The 15078-nt window shown below is 70.9% G+C and carries 17 protein-coding genes; 10 read left to right on the forward strand and 7 right to left on the reverse strand.

Annotation, left to right across the window (positions count from 1 at the left end; translation table 11 throughout):
- Nucleotides 1-18 precede the first annotated feature (18 nt).
- Complete coding sequence (locus tag ACIBJG_RS10130; RefSeq protein WP_399306417.1) at nucleotides 19-1416, reverse strand: DUF6421 family protein; 1398 nt, start codon at nucleotides 1414-1416, stop codon at nucleotides 19-21.
- 278 nt (nucleotides 1417-1694) lie between these two features.
- Between ACIBJG_RS10130 and ACIBJG_RS10135 the strand changes: the two genes are divergently transcribed.
- Nucleotides 1695-2378 (forward strand): glycerophosphodiester phosphodiesterase, encoded by a 684-nt coding sequence (locus ACIBJG_RS10135; RefSeq protein ID WP_399306420.1) that lies wholly within the window; start codon nucleotides 1695-1697, stop codon nucleotides 2376-2378.
- Nucleotides 2379-2396: 18 nt separating this feature from the next.
- Here ACIBJG_RS10135 and ACIBJG_RS10140 read toward each other — a convergent pair whose 3' ends face one another.
- Nucleotides 2397-2966, reverse strand: a complete 570-nt coding sequence (locus ACIBJG_RS10140; protein WP_399307189.1) for a GNAT family N-acetyltransferase — start codon at nucleotides 2964-2966, stop codon at nucleotides 2397-2399.
- A 243-nt stretch (nucleotides 2967-3209) separates the two neighbouring features.
- Here ACIBJG_RS10140 and ACIBJG_RS10145 point away from each other — a divergent pair, with 243 nt between their 5' ends.
- From ACIBJG_RS10145 to ACIBJG_RS10170, 6 genes are all read left to right on the forward strand, one after another.
- Entirely contained in the window at nucleotides 3210-3803 is a 594-nt protein-coding gene (locus ACIBJG_RS10145) for a DUF5134 domain-containing protein (RefSeq protein WP_399306422.1), read from the forward strand.
- A gap of 86 nt (nucleotides 3804-3889) precedes the next feature.
- Nucleotides 3890-4825 (forward strand): M56 family metallopeptidase, encoded by a 936-nt coding sequence (locus ACIBJG_RS10150; RefSeq protein ID WP_399306425.1) that lies wholly within the window; start codon nucleotides 3890-3892, stop codon nucleotides 4823-4825.
- Between the two features lie 122 nt (nucleotides 4826-4947).
- Complete coding sequence (locus ACIBJG_RS10155) at nucleotides 4948-5637, forward strand: phosphatase PAP2 family protein (RefSeq protein WP_399306428.1); 690 nt, start codon at nucleotides 4948-4950, stop codon at nucleotides 5635-5637.
- A gap of 46 nt (nucleotides 5638-5683) precedes the next feature.
- Complete coding sequence (locus ACIBJG_RS10160; RefSeq protein ID WP_399306431.1) at nucleotides 5684-6385, forward strand: HAD family hydrolase; 702 nt, start codon at nucleotides 5684-5686, stop codon at nucleotides 6383-6385.
- A gap of 70 nt (nucleotides 6386-6455) precedes the next feature.
- Nucleotides 6456-6635 (forward strand): hypothetical protein, encoded by a 180-nt coding sequence (locus ACIBJG_RS10165; protein WP_359320212.1) that lies wholly within the window; start codon nucleotides 6456-6458, stop codon nucleotides 6633-6635.
- 110 nt (nucleotides 6636-6745) lie between these two features.
- The gene (locus ACIBJG_RS10170; RefSeq protein WP_327712705.1) at nucleotides 6746-6970 is read left to right on the forward strand and encodes a hypothetical protein; all 225 of its coding nucleotides are present in this window, start codon (nucleotides 6746-6748) and stop codon (nucleotides 6968-6970) included.
- 258 nt (nucleotides 6971-7228) lie between these two features.
- Here the strand turns inward: ACIBJG_RS10170 and ACIBJG_RS10175 are convergent, their stop codons facing one another.
- The gene (locus tag ACIBJG_RS10175) at nucleotides 7229-8719 is read right to left on the reverse strand and encodes an LVIVD repeat-containing protein (RefSeq protein WP_399306435.1); all 1491 of its coding nucleotides are present in this window, start codon (nucleotides 8717-8719) and stop codon (nucleotides 7229-7231) included.
- A gap of 175 nt (nucleotides 8720-8894) precedes the next feature.
- Between ACIBJG_RS10175 and ACIBJG_RS10180 the strand changes: the two genes are divergently transcribed.
- Nucleotides 8895-9590 (forward strand): DUF305 domain-containing protein, encoded by a 696-nt coding sequence (locus ACIBJG_RS10180; protein ID WP_399306438.1) that lies wholly within the window; start codon nucleotides 8895-8897, stop codon nucleotides 9588-9590.
- 108 nt (nucleotides 9591-9698) lie between these two features.
- Nucleotides 9699-11072 (forward strand): FAD-dependent oxidoreductase, encoded by a 1374-nt coding sequence (locus ACIBJG_RS10185; RefSeq protein ID WP_399306441.1) that lies wholly within the window; start codon nucleotides 9699-9701, stop codon nucleotides 11070-11072.
- Between the two features lie 116 nt (nucleotides 11073-11188).
- On the opposite strand, the gene ACIBJG_RS10190 is transcribed toward ACIBJG_RS10185, so the two are convergent.
- Entirely contained in the window at nucleotides 11189-11557 is a 369-nt protein-coding gene (locus ACIBJG_RS10190) for an ArsR/SmtB family transcription factor (RefSeq protein ID WP_399306445.1), read from the reverse strand.
- Nucleotides 11558-11707: 150 nt separating this feature from the next.
- Between ACIBJG_RS10190 and ACIBJG_RS10195 the strand changes: the two genes are divergently transcribed.
- Nucleotides 11708-12292, forward strand: coding sequence for a YdeI family protein (locus ACIBJG_RS10195; protein ID WP_399306448.1), 585 nt, complete (start codon nucleotides 11708-11710; stop codon nucleotides 12290-12292).
- Between the two features lie 7 nt (nucleotides 12293-12299).
- Here ACIBJG_RS10195 and ACIBJG_RS10200 read toward each other — a convergent pair whose 3' ends face one another.
- The 3 genes from ACIBJG_RS10200 to ACIBJG_RS10210 form a co-directional block, all read right to left on the reverse strand.
- Complete coding sequence (locus tag ACIBJG_RS10200) at nucleotides 12300-12716, reverse strand: acyl-CoA thioesterase (RefSeq protein ID WP_399307191.1); 417 nt, start codon at nucleotides 12714-12716, stop codon at nucleotides 12300-12302.
- Between the two features lie 64 nt (nucleotides 12717-12780).
- Complete coding sequence (locus ACIBJG_RS10205; protein ID WP_399306451.1) at nucleotides 12781-13860, reverse strand: aldose epimerase family protein; 1080 nt, start codon at nucleotides 13858-13860, stop codon at nucleotides 12781-12783.
- Nucleotides 13861-13960: 100 nt separating this feature from the next.
- Nucleotides 13961-14986, reverse strand: a complete 1026-nt coding sequence (locus ACIBJG_RS10210) for a LacI family DNA-binding transcriptional regulator (RefSeq protein ID WP_399306454.1) — start codon at nucleotides 14984-14986, stop codon at nucleotides 13961-13963.
- Nucleotides 14987-15078 lie beyond the last annotated feature (92 nt).

Raw genomic sequence — 15078 nt, forward strand, 5'->3', positions numbered from 1 at the left:
CCTCCTCATGACGTGCGCTCACGCGGCCGCCTGCCCGGCGCCCGCGGCGGTGATCCCCTTGGTGGAGGCGATCACGTTCTTCAGTTTCTTGGAGAGCGCCTCATAGAACATGCTCAGGGGAAACTCGTCCGGAAGCACGTCGTCGACGAGCTTGCGGGGCGGCAGGGACAGGTCCAGCGCGTCCGGACCCTTGGCCCAGCGGGAGCCGGGGTGCGGGGCGAGATACGTCGCGACCAGGTCGTACGCGGCGAACCAGTGGACGAGCTTGGGGCGGTCGATGCCGTCCCGGTACAACTTCTCGATCTCGCCGCAGAGCTGGTTGGTGACCTGCGGGGCCCGCTCCCAGTCGATCTTCAGGGTGTTGTCCGTCCAGCGCACGACGTCGTGCTTGTGGAGGTACGCGAAGAGCAGCTGGCCTCCGAGACCGTCGTAGTTGCGGACGCGCTCGCCGGTGACGGGGAAGCGGAACATGCGGTCGAACAGCACGGCGTACTGCACGTCGCGGCCGTGAGGGTTGCCCTCGGACTCCAGCTTCACGGCCTCCTTGAAGGCGGTGAGGTCGCAGCGCAGCTCCTCGAGCCCGTACATCCAGAAGGGCTGGCGCTGCTTGATCATGAAGGGGTCGAACGGCAGGTCGCCGTGGCTGTGGGTGCGGTCGTGGACCATGTCCCAGAGCACGAACGCCTGCTCGCAGCGCTGCTGGTCGCCGACCATCGCGCGGATGTCCTCGGGCAGCTCGACGCCCAGGAGCTCGACGGAGGCCTCGGTGACGCGGCGGAAGCGGGCGGCCTCGCGGTCGCAGAAGATGCCGCCCCAGCTGAAGCGCTCGGGGGCCTCGCGCACGGCGATGGTCTCCGGGAAGAGCACGGCGGAGTTGGTGTCGTACCCGGAGGTGAAGTCCTCGAAGGTGATGCCGCAGAACAACGGGTTGTCGTAGCGGGTCGCCTCCAGGTCGGCGAGCCACTCGGGCCAGACCATCCGGAGCACGACCGCTTCGAGATTACGGTCGGGGTTGCCGTTCTGCGTGTACATCGCGAAGACCACGAGGTGCTGGAGCCCGTCGACGCGGTCCTTGGCGGGCTGGAACGCCAGGAGCGAGTCGAGGAAGTCGGGGACGCCGAACCCGTCGGCGGCCCAGCGACGCAGGTCCATGACAAGGGCGCGGTGATACGCGGCGTCGTGCGGGAGCAGCGGTGAGAGCTCCTCGACCGCGGTGGTCACCCGGTCCACGGCCGCCTCGGCGGCCGCCGGGGCGGGCGCGCCCTCGGCGTCGAAGTCGATGGATCCGTCCTTCGACTGCCAGGGACGGATCTCCTCCACGGCATTCTTGAGCGCGGGCCAGGCCGGGTGCTCGACCACCTGCTGGGCGGAAGCTATGTCGCCGGCGGCGACGTCGTGCACAAGAATTTCCGTCATAACACTTCCTCCACGGGAGAACCTCGCGTCAAACAACCGTATCCGTGTGCGGTTCCTTGAGACAAGTGGGGACCTGAAAATTATCCTGCCCACCCCCATGGTCACCGCGATTTTTCCTGCCATCCATCATTTCGACGACCTCTTCGGTGGACGAACGCGGTGCGACACCAGAGCCTCGGGCGGGGACAGAACGCATACGCCGCCTGGCTTCACGGTCATGCCGCAGCCCCGCGTGGGTAGGCACATAGGGAGAAGTTGTCGACGGAAGCGAGAGTCCCTTGTCTTTTCTCACCATCGGTCATCGCGGGGCAATGGGCGTCGAGCCGGAGAACACGCTGCGGTCGTTCGCCCACGCCGAACAGGCCGGGATGGACCTCATCGAGCTGGACCTTCATCTGAGCAAGGACGGCGCCCTCGCGGTCATGCACGACGCCGACGTGGACCGGACGACCGACGGCAAGGGCCCGATCGCCGAGAAGACCCTGGCAGAACTGCGCGAGCTCGACGCCGGCCAGGGGGAGCGTGTTCCGGTCTTCGAGGAGGTCCTGGACGCCGTGCGGTCGCCCCTGCAGGCGGAGATCAAGGACGTGGCCGCCGCCCGTACGCTGGCCGAGGTGATGCGGCGGCGCGGCCTCGTCGACCGGGTCGAGGTGATCTCGTTCCACGACAAGGCGATCGCCGAGATCGCACAGCTGGTTCCGGGGGTGCGCACGGCCCTGGTGGCCGACCACTGGGGCGACGACGTGGTGGACCGCGCCAAGGCGGTGGGCGCCACCCGGCTGGTGCTCAACATCCGGCGCATCACGCTGGAACTGGTCGAGAAGGCCCACGCCGAGGGGCTGACGGTGGTCGGCTGGGTGGTCAACACCCAGGACCACCTGCGGCTGGCCCGCGGACTGGGGCTCGACGGCGCGACCACCGACTTCCCGGAGATCCGCCGCGCGGGCCGATTCACCGCGTAGCCGCCGCGGGGAACCGGGTCAGCCCTCGGGCTGGTCCTTGACGAGGTCCTTCACCAGCAGCTCGAAGGCGAGGTCGTCGCGCTGCGGAATACCGAAGCGCTCATCGCCGTACGGGAACGGGGTCAGCTGTCCCGTACGGCGGTAGCCGCGGCGCTCGTACCAGGCGATCAGCTCGTCACGCACGGAGATCACGGTCATGTGCATCTCGCGCACGCCCCAGCCCTCCCGGACGCTGCGCTCGGCCTCGGCGATGATCACCTTGCCGAGCCCCGCGCCCTGGAGCGAGGGGCGGACCGCGAACATTCCGAAGTAGGCGGCCTCACCCCGGTGTTCGAGCTGGCAGCAGGCGACCGGCTCGCCGTCGCGCTCCACGACCAGCAGTCGGCTCCCGGAGTCCTCCACCACATCGCGCACGCCCTGCGGGTCGGTTCGCTGCCCCTGCAGGATGTCCGCCTCTGTGGTCCACCCCGCGCGGCTGGAGTCGCCGCGGTACGCGGACTGGATCAGCTCCACGAGCGCGAACACGTCCGTGTCGGTCGCGTCGCGGAAGGTCAGCTGGCCCGGGTTGCGCGGCGGGGCGGTGTCCATGGTGAAGCTCTCCGTTTCGCTGCTGTGGCTGTGCGGCAGCAGCGTAACTCCCGGGTGCGGATCCGGGTCCAGGACCGCGGTTCCGTGCGCCGGCCGGTCCTGATCCTGGTTTGACCTCACCACGGCGTCGCGGTTCACCCCGCCGCGCGCTCCCCCTTTGCCCCAGTGCGCCGCGTACGGGCGTCAGGCCGCGGGCATCGTCTGGACGACGGCGATGTCGTTCGCCCGGGGGGAGGTTCCGCTGTGCACGGACCTGCGATGTCCGGCTGGCTGCTGATGGCGTTGTGCGCGGTGACCGGCGCGTACTGCCTGCTGCGGGCCCGCGGCAGGACCGGCGAGGAGCGCAGGGCGGCGCGCGCGGAGGCGCTGATGGGCTTCGGCATGGCCGCGATGGCGGTGCCGGCCGCTGTCGTCGCACCGCCCGCGTGGGGATGGGTGCTGTACACCGTGCTGTTCGGCGTCGCCGCGTTGCGCGCCCTCTGGTTCTCCCGTCGCAGCGGTCACCATCTGCACCACCTGGTCGGCTCGTCGGCCATGGTCTACATGTCCGTCGTGATGGCACGGTCCGGCGGAGCGGGGCACGGCGCTCACGCGTCTCACGCCATGGCCGCCGCAGGGGGCGTTCCGCTGCTGACCGGGCTGCTCCTCGCCTATTACGCCGCGTACGTGCTGCACTCCGGCACCCGGCTGATACCGGTGACCGCGGCCACGTCCGGGGGCGGCACGCCCGTGGCCGGCGGACCGCCCGCGGGCGGCTGGGGCGCACGGCCGGAGCTGGCCCTGGCGTGCCGGCTGACCATGGGGATAGCCATGTTCGCCATGCTGCTCTCCCTGTGAGACACGGCGCCCGGCAAACCGTGGCGTACGTCACTTGCCGAGCGCAGCCATACCCGTGCGTGCCGTACCGCTCATAGGCTGACGTCATGTTGGTCTCCCTCGCGCTGCTGCTGCTCGGTGCACTGGCCGCTGTCGTGACCCCGCGGCTGATGGCGCGGGCCGAGTGGCCGGAGCGCGAGCCCGTGGTGGCGCTGTGGGTGTGGCAGTGCGTGGTGGCCGGGGTGCTGCTGTCGTTCGGGCTGTCCATGACGTTCAGCGCTGCCGCGGCCTGGCAGGCGGTGCGCGGCCATGTGTTCGCGCCCGCCCCGCACGCCGTCGTCGAGGCCTACGCGCTCGCGGCCTACGGACCGTGGTCGGCCGTGATGGCCGTGCTGCTGGCCCTCGGTGGTGTGTGGACGGCCGCGATGCTGACCCGCGAGATCCGCCGCGTACGCCTGGAGCGCAGGCAGCGGCGGGCCGAACTCCTGGTGCGATCACCGCTGCTGCCCGGCGAGGAGCCGGGCAGTGGCCGGCTGGTGGTCCTGGAGGGGGAGCGCCCCGACGCCTGGTGGCTGCCCGGCACGGCGCCGCGGCTGGTCATCACCACCGCCGCGCTGGGGCGACTGAAGGGCCGTCAACTGGATGCGGTGCTCGCCCATGAGCAGGGTCATGCGAACGCGCGGCACGACTGGCTGCTCAACTGCTCGGCGGCGCTGGCGTCCGGGTTCCCTCAGGTCCCGGTGTTCGCGGCGTTCCGCGGGGAGATGCACCGGCTCGTCGAGCTGGCTGCCGACGACACGGCGTCCCGGCGCTTCGGCCGGCTGACGATCGCACTGGCGCTGGTCGAACTCAACGAGGACCGCGGGGTGTTCGGCCCCTGCCCGACACCGGACGCACAGATGCCGCTGCGGGTGAACCGGCTGCTGGCGCCCGCCGGCCGGCTCACGGCGGGCCGGCGGCTGCGGCTGACGGCGGCGGCCACGCTCCTGCCGGCGATTCCGCTTCTGGTGGCGTTCGTTCCGGCGCTGAGCGCACTGGGGTAGGCGTCCCCGGCTCCTCCGGCTCCTCCAGAAGCCCGCTCGGCCGCTACCGGGTCACGGCGCCCGTCGAAGAGGCCCGCCGCGCCGGGATGGCCCTGGGCCCGCCCGTCGGCGAGGATCCCCTCATGCACTCCCCGCCCCTCTCCCCCACGCACCGCACCCGAACCCCGGCACCGGGACCGTGGACGGGATTCGTCTGCGGGGCCCTCGCACTGATCCTGCTGGCCCTGGTCGCCGAGCGGTGGTCCCCGCTGATGCGCCTGGACCGGGACATCGCCGAAGCCCTGCACCGGCGGGCGGTGACGGAGCCGGACCTCGTCCAGGTGAACCGGGTACTGACGGACTGGCTGTGGGATCCCTGGACGATGCGCACGCTGATCGCCGTCGCTGCGGTCGTCCTGTGGCGGCGCGGCGCGCAGCTGCTTGCCGCCTGGGTGGCGGTGACGACTCTGGCCTCCAGCCTTCTCCAGCAGGGTGTCAAGGCCGCCGTCGGCCGGGAGCGCCCCCGGTGGCCCGACCCGGTGGACTCCGCCCACTACGCGGCGTTCCCCTCCGGACACGCGATGACGGCCGTGGTGAGCTGCGGTCTGCTGCTGTGGCTGCTGCACCGGTCCGGTGCCCGCCCCTGGATCCGGCGAACGGCCCTGGCCGCCGCGGGAGTCTCGGTGCTCGGCGTCGGCCTCACCCGGCTCTATCTCGGCGTGCACTGGCCGTCCGACGTACTGGGCGGGTGGCTGCTCGGCGCGGCCCTGACCGCCTTCGCGACGGTGGCGTACGACCGGTACGCCCCCGGCCACCGCACGGACCCGGGCTGAACAGGCATCCTTGCCCCGCCCGCGCCGCCTCGGTAAGGATCGGGCCATGCCGATCAAGGGTGTGCTCTTCGACTTCTCCGGGACGCTGTTCCGGATCGAATCCGTCCGTTCCTGGCTCGCCTCGACCCTCGCGGAGGAGGGTGTGAGCGTGGACGAGGCCGACTTCGAGCGGTACGTACGGGAGCTGGAGGCCTCCGGCGCGCTGCCGGGCGGCCCGCCCCCGCAGCGGGTGCCCGGCAGCCTGGCATCGGCCTGGGCCTCCCGCGACGAGAGCGCGCACCGGCACCGCGAGGCGTACACGGGCCTGGCGCGCCAGGTGGAGCTGCCGGATCCGGGGCTCTACGACGCCCTGTACGACCGGCACCGGACCCCGGCCGCCTGGCACCCGTATCCGGACGCCGCGGAGGTGCTCTCCTCGCTGCGCGACCGGGGCGTCGCGATCGGCGTGGTCAGCAACATCGGGTGGGACCTGCGGCCGGTCTTCCGGGCGCACGGTCTGGACGCCTGCGTCCAGGCGTACGTGCTGTCCTTCGAGCACGGTGTCCAGAAGCCGGACACACGCCTCTTCCACACGGCCTGCACACTTCTGGCACAGCATCCGACGGATGTGGTGATGGTCGGCGACGACCGGCACGCGGACGCGGGGGCGGCAGCACTGGGCTGCGAGGTGCGGTTCGTGCAGCATGTGCCCGTCAATGAGCGGCCGGACGGGCTGCGGGAGCTCGGACTGGCCGCCGAGGTTGCCTGACAGACATGTGAGAGATGTCCCTGACGCGCCATGGGTCGGATTGTCACATCGGGGCCTTAGCCTGGTACGTATGCCCCCGACTCCGTGCCCGTCCGGTTCCGTGCGTTCCGCCGCAGTGGTGAATGAAGACATTCGCGACCTGTGGGAGCGCTCGGGCGGATGCCTGTCGCCGGAGGACGAGGAGGAGTACCAGCGGCTCCTGGTCGAGTGGGCCGCGGCCACGGGTGCGGGCGCCAGGTCCGCCGCCTGACCGCTGCGGCCCGATGGCCGGATCCGTCCGCGTCCGCCTGCCCGATCTGCTGCCGGGCCCGGTTTCCGGTTCACTGTGCGGCAGCCGTCGGCAGGTCGCACTCTGGAGGCATGGCCTCTCCCCCGATCGTGATCTTCCGGCCGTCCCCCTCCGGCGGGCGGCGCGTCACCGTGCAGCGCGACGGGCGGGTCCAGATACTCGGCCTCGCACACTCGGATCACGATGTGATCGTGTTCCTGGAGGGTGCGGGGCTCGACGACCCCGAGCGGATCCTGGACAGCCCCGAATGGGTCGAGTGGCGGGGCGGTCGGGCGCACCGGTACGAGGCCGCCTGAGACGCCTGATTCCGGCGATCCCCTGCGTCGCCGGAACCAGCCGGTCACCCCGGTCGGAGTGCGGGCCGGGGCCGCCTGACGGACTGCGTACGTAAGCAGGCCGGTGCGGGGGTACAGCATGTCCCGGCGCGCCGGATCGGTCAATGAACGGACAGGCCGCCAGAACGCCGGTCCCGCCCGGGAAACCCGGGCGGGACCGGCAGGATCGGCGAGCCGGTGGGCTCGGCGGTTTCAGCGGTTTCAGCGGTTTCAGCGGTTTCAGCGGTCGAAGTAGTCCGGCTGCGTCTGGACGTTGAGCTCGTCCGTCCGCACCCGCTTCGCCGGGTCGGTCCGCCGGTCGTCGATCTTCAGGACGTCGAAGCCCTTCGCGATGTCGTTGGAGTAGATGTAGCCGTTGTAGTAGTACGCCGACCAGGGGCCGGCCGTGGTGACGGCGTCGGTGCTGACGGGGCCCCGCTCGAAGAAGCCGATCTCCTTCGGGTGCGAGGAGTCGGTGAAGTCCCACACCGAGACGCCGCCCTGGTACCAGGCCTGGACCATCAGGTCGCGGCCCTTGACCGGGATGATCGAGCCGTTGTGGGCGACACAGACCTCCGTGTCGGCCTGCGGGCGGTCGATCTTGAAGTAGCTGCGGAAGACGAGCTTGCGGTGGTCACCGCGGCCGACTATGTCGTAGATGCCGTCGGCGCCGCGCTTCGGGCCGATCTCCGCGTTGCAGGTGGCAGCGCCGCCGCCACCGAGCTCATCGGTGAAGACGACCTTGTCCGCCCGCTGGTTGAACGTGGCGGAGTGCCAGAACGCGAAGTTCACGTTGTCCTGCACCCGGTCGATGATCTTCGGGTTCTCCGGGTCCTTGATGGAGAACAGCAGGCCGTCACCCATGCAGGCACCGGCGGCCAGGTCCTTGGACGGCAGCACGGTGATGTCGTGGCAGCCCGTGGTCTTGGAGACGCCCGGATTGGCCGGGGCGCCCGGGTTCCCGCCGTCCGGGAAGAGGACCGGGAAGTTCACGATGCGGGCCTCTTCGGGCGCCTTGCGCGGCACCTTGATGACGGAGATCCCGTCATGCGGCGGCTGGCAGTCGGGGAACGTCGCGTTCGGCGAGTACGAGGAGACGTACACGTAGACGTTGTTGCGCTCCGGAACCAGCGTGTGGGTGTGCGAGCCGCACGCGGTCTCGACGGCTGCGACGTACTTCGGGTTGCGCTTGTCGCTGATGTCGAAGACCTTCATGCCCTCCCAGGAGGACTTCTCCGTGGCGGGCTGGGTGGTGCTGCTGCACGAGTTGTCGCTGCGCGAGGAGTCCGTGGACAGGAACAGCAGGTTCCCGGAGACGGAGATGTCGTTCTGCGAACCCGGACACAGCACCTGGGCGACCGTGCGGGGCACCTTCGGATTGCTGATGTCGAAGATCCGGAAACCGTCGTAGTTCCCGGCGAAGGCGTACTTCCCCTGGAAGGCCAGGTCCGTGTTCAGCCCCTGGAGGGCGTCCTTGGGCACATTGGCGAGGTGAGTGATGTTGCGGCTGTGGACGATCTCGTCCACGCCGGGTATCTCACCGCTCTTGATCGCGGCGGTCGCCTCCGCCTCCTGGCTCGCGGAGAGATCGGTTCGGCTCGCGGTCGCGTCCCCGGGGTCGGGTGTCGCGGCCGCGGGCCCGGCCATCAGCAGAGTGGCGAAGAGCCCGGCGGCGGCTGCCGCCACGCCCAGACGTCTGCGCCGCACCGGGGTGGTGTGCAACGAGGTCACTGCGTCCTCCCATGGATCCGTATGTAGGTGACCAGTTCACGGACTCCGGCAGTATCGTCCTTGCCATGGGCATCTCAACAGATGGCAACAGAGACGTAATGAAAGTTTTTGATCGAAGCTGTGCGTTGACGTGCTAGGACAGAGCGCAACCAGTCCTGTGTCAACGGAGGTCGCTTTGTTGATTCGTCGTCAGACCCTGCGATTCCGCGGATTCGCCCTCGGCGCAGCCGTCGCGGCAGCTGTGCTCACCTCGGCCGGCTGTAACGCGGGCAGCGGTGACAGCGGCTCGAAGTCGGATGCGCACAAGGCCGGTTCGGTCGTGGCGCCCGGCAAGCCCGGCGAACCCGCACGGACGCTCTCCCCCTCGGAGGCCGTCAAGGAGGCCGGGGTGGACAGCCCCAACTCGGCGGACGTCCGGTATGTGCAGCTGATGATCCAGCACCACGCGCAGGCCCTGGAGTTGACCGGGCTCGTCCCCACCCGCTCCCGTTCGGCCACGGTCAAGCGGCTCGCCGAACGCATCACCGCCGCCCAGCAGCCCGAGATCGGCGCGATGGAAGGCTGGCTCACCCGGCACGGCCGGTCCGGGCAGTCCGAGCAGTCCGAGCAGTCCGAGCAGTCCGGCAAGCACGACCACGGTGCGATGCCCGGCATGGCCACGGCCGCTCAGCTGCAGAAGCTCGGGGCCGCGAAGGGGACGGCCTTCGACCAGTTGTTCCTGAAGCTGATGATCACGCACCACCAGGGGGCGATCACCATGGCGACCGAGGTCCTCTCCGAGGGGAACAACGTGCAGGTCGAGGAGATGGCCGACGATGTCGTGGCCCAGCAGACCACCGAGATCGGCCGGATGCGCGCCCTGTCCTCCTGAGGGACCGGCGGCCCGCGGGAGACGCGCTCCCAAGAGCATGGGGCGCGCCTCTCCCCCGCCGGCCCCGCCGGTGCGATGCTGGAGACACCCTCCGGGAAGAGGTCCGCCGTGCTTCGTGTCGCTGTCGTCGGCTCCGGCCCCAGCGGGGTCTACACCGCCCAAGCCCTGATGGCCCAGACCCTGGTGCCGGATGTGCGGGTGCACGTCCTGGACCGGCTGCCCTGCCCGTACGGGCTGGTGCGGTACGGCGTCGCACCGGACCACGAGAAGATCAAGTCGCTCCAGCAGAGCCTGCGGACCGTCCTGGAGCACGAGCGCGTCACCTTCGTGGGCAATGTCGCCGTGGGCGGGGACGGAGTGCCGCCCGAGCGGCTGGGCGACCTCTACGACGCGGTCGTCTACTGCGTGGGAGCGGCCACGGACCGCCCGCTGGGCATTCCCGGCGAGGAACTGCCCGGCAGCCACTCGGCGACCGAGTTCGTCTCCTGGTACAGCGCTCACCCGGACACGGCCGCGGGCCTCTTCGCGCTGCGAGCCCGTTCCGCCGTCGTGATCGGGGTCGGCAACGTGGCGGTCGACGTGGCGCGGATCCTCGCACGGGGCGCCGATGAGCTGCGGCCCACCGATGTGCCGCAGCCCGCACTCGGTGTGCTGGCGGGCAGCCGCGTGCGCGAGGTGCACATGGCCGGCAGACGTGGCCCGTCCCAGGCGCGGTTCACCACCAAGGAGCTTCGCGAGCTCGGCGCGCTGCCCGGGGCCCGGATGGTCGTGGATCCGGCGGAGCTCGCCCTGGACCCGGCGTACGGCGATGGCGCGCCGGACTCCCCGCCACTGCCGGCGCTGGTGCGGCGGAACCTCGACGTCCTGCGCGGATGGGCTTCCGAGGCACCCCGGGCGGGCGACAGCCGCCTCAGGACCATCGGGCTGCGGTTCTTCCTGCGTCCGGTCGAACTGCTGGAGCGGGACGGCCGGGTGGCCGGCGTCCGGTTCGCCCGTACGGCACCGGACGGAAACGGCGGGGTGCGCGACACCGGTACGTACGCGGAGATCGGTGCCGAACTCGTCCTGCGGGCGGTCGGATACCGGGGCATGCCACTGCCCGGCCTGCCGTTCGACGCGGTGCACGGCACGGTTCCGCACCGGGCCGGACGGGTGCTGCGGGACGGGGTGACGTCACCCGGGGAGTACGTCGCTGGGTGGATCAAGCGCGGTCCGACCGGGGTCATCGGGTCGAACCGTTCGTGCGCGAAGGAGACCGTGGCGTCGCTGATCGAGGACGCACCCCTGCTGGCGGGGCGGCCGTCGGCCGAGGACCCGCTGGCCGTGCTCCGGTCCTGGGGGCTGCGGCCGGTGGAGTGGGACGGCTGGCTGTCGATCGAGCGGGCGGAGGCGGCGCTGGGGCGGTCGCTCGGCCGGGGGCCGGTCAAGATCCCCGACTGGCCGGGGCTGATGGGAGCGGCACGCGGGGACGGCCGGGCGTAACGGACGGGCGCGGGGACCGGCCAGGAGCGGCTCTGATCGTCTTGGGCGGCCTTGGTGGTCCTTGGGTGGACGTGGCGGCCTTGATGGTCTTGGGCGGCCTTGGGTGGCCCCGGCAGTCAGCCCTTGTCGAGGCGGCGCGCCTGGAGGTTCGCCGCTTCGAGTACGCGGTCGAGCAGCCCGGGGAAGAGTGCTTCCAGGTCCTCGCGCCGGAGCCCGTTCATCTTGGCCGTCCCACGGTAGATCTGCTGGACGATGCCGCTCTCGCGGAGCACCCGGAAGTGGTGCGTACTGGTGGACTTGGTCACCGGAAGGTCGAAGCGGGAACAGGTGAGCTCGGCGTCGGCGGCAGCCAGTTCACGGACCACGCACAGCCGGACCGGGTCCGAGAGCGCGTGCAGGACCGACTCGAGCCTGATCTCGTCCCGCGCCGGGTGGGCCAGCGTACGAGCTCCGGCTGCCGGGTCTGTGGCGCTGGCAGGGGTCACGGTCGCTCCGCATCGTCGCATCGTCCGGGGCTCCCCATGATACGAGGCCCTTCGTAGTTCGATTCATTAGGACGGAATCCGTCCTGAAGGGTGACTAGCGTGGCGTTGTAGCCGGGCACGAGGCGCGGCGGCCCCAGGAGGCGCAGGTCGATGACGGACACCCCGGACACCCCGGAGAACGCACGCCCCTTCGCGCGGGTCACCCAGCTCGAATCGTGGCTGGAGAGGCACCACGCCGACCGGACCGGACTCTGGTTGAAGATCGCCAAACGCAACTCCGGCGTGGAGTCGGTGAGCGCCGCCGAAGTCATCGACTCCGTGCTCTGCTTCGGCTGGATCGACGGACAGCGCAAGTCCTTCGACGAGGTGTACTACCTCCAGCGGATCACGCCCCGCCGGCGCCGGAGCGCGTGGTCGCTGATCAACGTGGAGAAGGTGGCGGCGCTGACCGAAGCCGGGCGGATGCGCGCGGCAGGTCTCGCCGAGGTCGCGGCGGCGCGGTCGGACGGACGGTGGGATGCGGCGTACCCGTCGCAGAGCAGGGCCACCGTCCCGGCCGACCTCGCCGCGGCCCTGGAAGCGGACGAGCCGGCGCGGGCCTTCTACGAGGCACTCGGCAGGTCGGACCGCTACCTGGTACTGCTGCGCCTCATGACGGCGACGACCCCGGAAGTCAGGGCAGCCCGCCTCCAGAAGGCGGTGGCCTCTCTGGCGGCGGGCCGTAAGGTCCGCTGATGCCGGGTCAGCCGCTGAGCAGCTCCGGGTCCTTGGCGAGCGCGGCGAGACGGCCGGCCGGGTCGGCGACCAGTCTGCGTGTCGTGAGGTCGAGGACTCCGGCCACGCCCGTGATCTCGGCGGCCACCGTGCCGTCCTCCTTGAGGATCTGCTGGGCGACCGTGAAGGTCTTGCCCTGCCCGTAGTCGAACCGGCAGGACACGCGCACCCGTTCCCCGCCCCGCAGCTCCTTGCGGAACTTGACCGTGACCTCCAGCGCGACGGGCCCCACCCCGTCGGCCAGCAGCTTCTCCTGGGGCAGCCCGGCGGCCCGCAGCAGCTCCCAGCGCGCGTGCTCGGCGTACTGGAGGTAGACGGCCTGGTTCAGATGCCCCTGCGTATCGAGCTCGTAGCCCCGCACGGTCACGTCAACAAAGAAGGTCATGAACGTCGAAACAGCCCAGCTCATTTCCGCATTCCCGCACTGCTCGCCCGGGTGGCGCGCCGGTTCAGTCAGTTACGGCGATGAGGTGCGGGAACCTCAGTTCGGTGCGGCTGGAGAAGACGTCACCGGGGCGCAGAACGGTGCCGGGGTGGTCGGGGCGGTTGGGCGAGTCGGGGAGATGCTGGGTCTCCAGGCAGACGGCGCTGTGGCGTTCGTGGCGCCCGCCGCCGGGTGCGGCCAGGGTGCCGTCCAGTTGGTTGGCGGTGTAGACCTGGATGCCCGGTTCGGTGGTCCACACCTCCATGACCCGCTCGGCGCCGGGCGCGGTAAGCCGGGCGGCGCGGCTCAGGCCGCCCGGTGTGCCGGGGCCGTTGAGGACCCAGCAGTGGTCGAAGCCGCCGGCACGGCACAGTTGCTCGTCCGCGAGTGCGATGCGCTCCCCGATGCGGTGCGGGGCGGTGAGGTCGAACGGGGTGCCGTGCACCACCGTGGCAGGGCCTTCCGGGATGCCCTCGTCGTCGACGGGGAGGTATCTGCCGGCGTCCACCTGGAGCGTGTGGCCAAGGATGTCGCCCTGTCCGGTGAGGTCGAAGTAGGCGTGGTTGGTGAGGTTGACGACGGTGGGGCGGTCCGTGGTGGCGGTGTAGTCGAGCGCGAGGGTGCCGTCCGTGCCGAGGGTGTACGTCACGGCGACGTCCAGTGCGCCGGGGAAGCCCATGTCGCCGTCGGGGCTGTGCAGGGTGAGCCGGAGCGTCGCGGCCGTGTCGGTGACCTCGCCGGCCGCCTGCCAGACGCGGGTGTGGAAGCCGTCGGGGCCGCCGTGCAGGGCGTGGCCCCGGTCGGTGGCCGGGATCCGGTGTGACGCCCCGTCGAGGGCGAAGCGGCCGTGCGCGATGCGGTTGGCGAAGCGGCCGATGAGGGCGCCGAAGAACGGGTTCTTGCCCGTGTAGTCGTCGAGGGAGACCAGCGACCGCACGACCGACGCCGAGGCTCCGCCGGTGTCCGGCACCGTGAGGCGGTGCAGGATGCCGCCGTAGGTGAGGATCTCGGCCCGGACTCCGGCACCGGAGTCGAGCGTCCAGACATCGACGTCCGTGTGCCCGTGGGCGCCGAACGGTTTGCGGTTCACGGTGGGGCGAGGCATCAGAGATCCTTGGGACGAGCGGACGGCCCGGCGGGGCGAGGACGGCGGGCCCGGACACCATCGCCGGATGCCCCCGCCGATGCGGGGGTCCGGCGCCGGTCTACGGTCCGGCGGGCGGCCGGGGAACGGTGGATTCGCGGACGACGAGCCGGTAGCCGGGCCGGGGGCGCCGGGGTTCGGACACCGGGTCGCCGGAGAGGCGCTCGACGAGACTGTCGACGGCCAGCCGGGCGATCGCCTCCTTGTCGGGGGCCACCGTGGTGAGCGTGGTGGCCCCGTAGAGGCTCTCCTCGATGTTGTCGAACCCGACGACGGCCACGTCCTCGGGGATGCGCAGCCCCCGTTCGGACAGGGTGCGCATCGCCCCGATGGCGATGAGGTCGTTGTACGCGAACACGGCGTCGGGCCGCTCCCCGCGGTCCAGGAGGGCTGCCATGCCGGTGGCCCCGTCCTCGCGGCCGTAGCCGTCGGTGACGACGACGAGCGACTCGTCGGCCTCGATGCCCGCGGCGGCGAGCTCCTCGCGCCAGCCGCGCAGCCGCAGATGGGCCGGCTGGCGTTCACGTCCGGTACGCGAGCCGAGGAAGGCGATCCGGCGGTGGCCGTGGTCGATGAGGTGGCGCACGGCCTCGCGGGACGCCGCCACGTTGTCGATGGCGATGTGGTCGTACGGGGCCTCGTACTCGCGCTCACCGAGCAGCACCAGGGGCGCCGTCTCGGTCCGCGCCATCAGGTCCTCGGTCTCCAGATGGATCGGGCTGAGGATGAGGCCGTCGATCACATGGGACCGGAATCCCTGGCTGACCAGGAGTTCCTTCTCCCGCAGGCCGCCGGTGTGGTCGACCAGCACGGTGTAGTCGTGCCGGGCGGCCGCGTCGACGACCTCCCCGGCCAGCTCGGCGAAGTACGGGTTGCCGAACTCGGGGACGGCGAGGGCGATGATGCCGGTGCGGCCCTTGCGCAGATGGCGTGCGGTGAGGTTCGGCCGGTAGCCGAGCTCGTCGATGGCCTGCTGCACCTTGGCCCGCATCTTCGGTGTGACGTGCTGATAGTTGTTCACCACGTTCGACACGGTCTTGATGGACACGCCCGCCCGTTGTGCAACGTCCTTGAGGCTGACGCCCACGGCACTCCCTGAATCGACTTGTCGCGCGTTGACGCGCAGTGGCCCGGCTCTGCCGGCTCGGCTCGAACGGTGCCGGGGCCGCGGGCCCCGGC

Origin of the sequence: Streptomyces sp. NPDC050422, assembly GCF_044458665.1 — a bacterium.
Classification (GTDB): domain Bacteria; phylum Actinomycetota; class Actinomycetes; order Streptomycetales; family Streptomycetaceae; genus Streptomyces.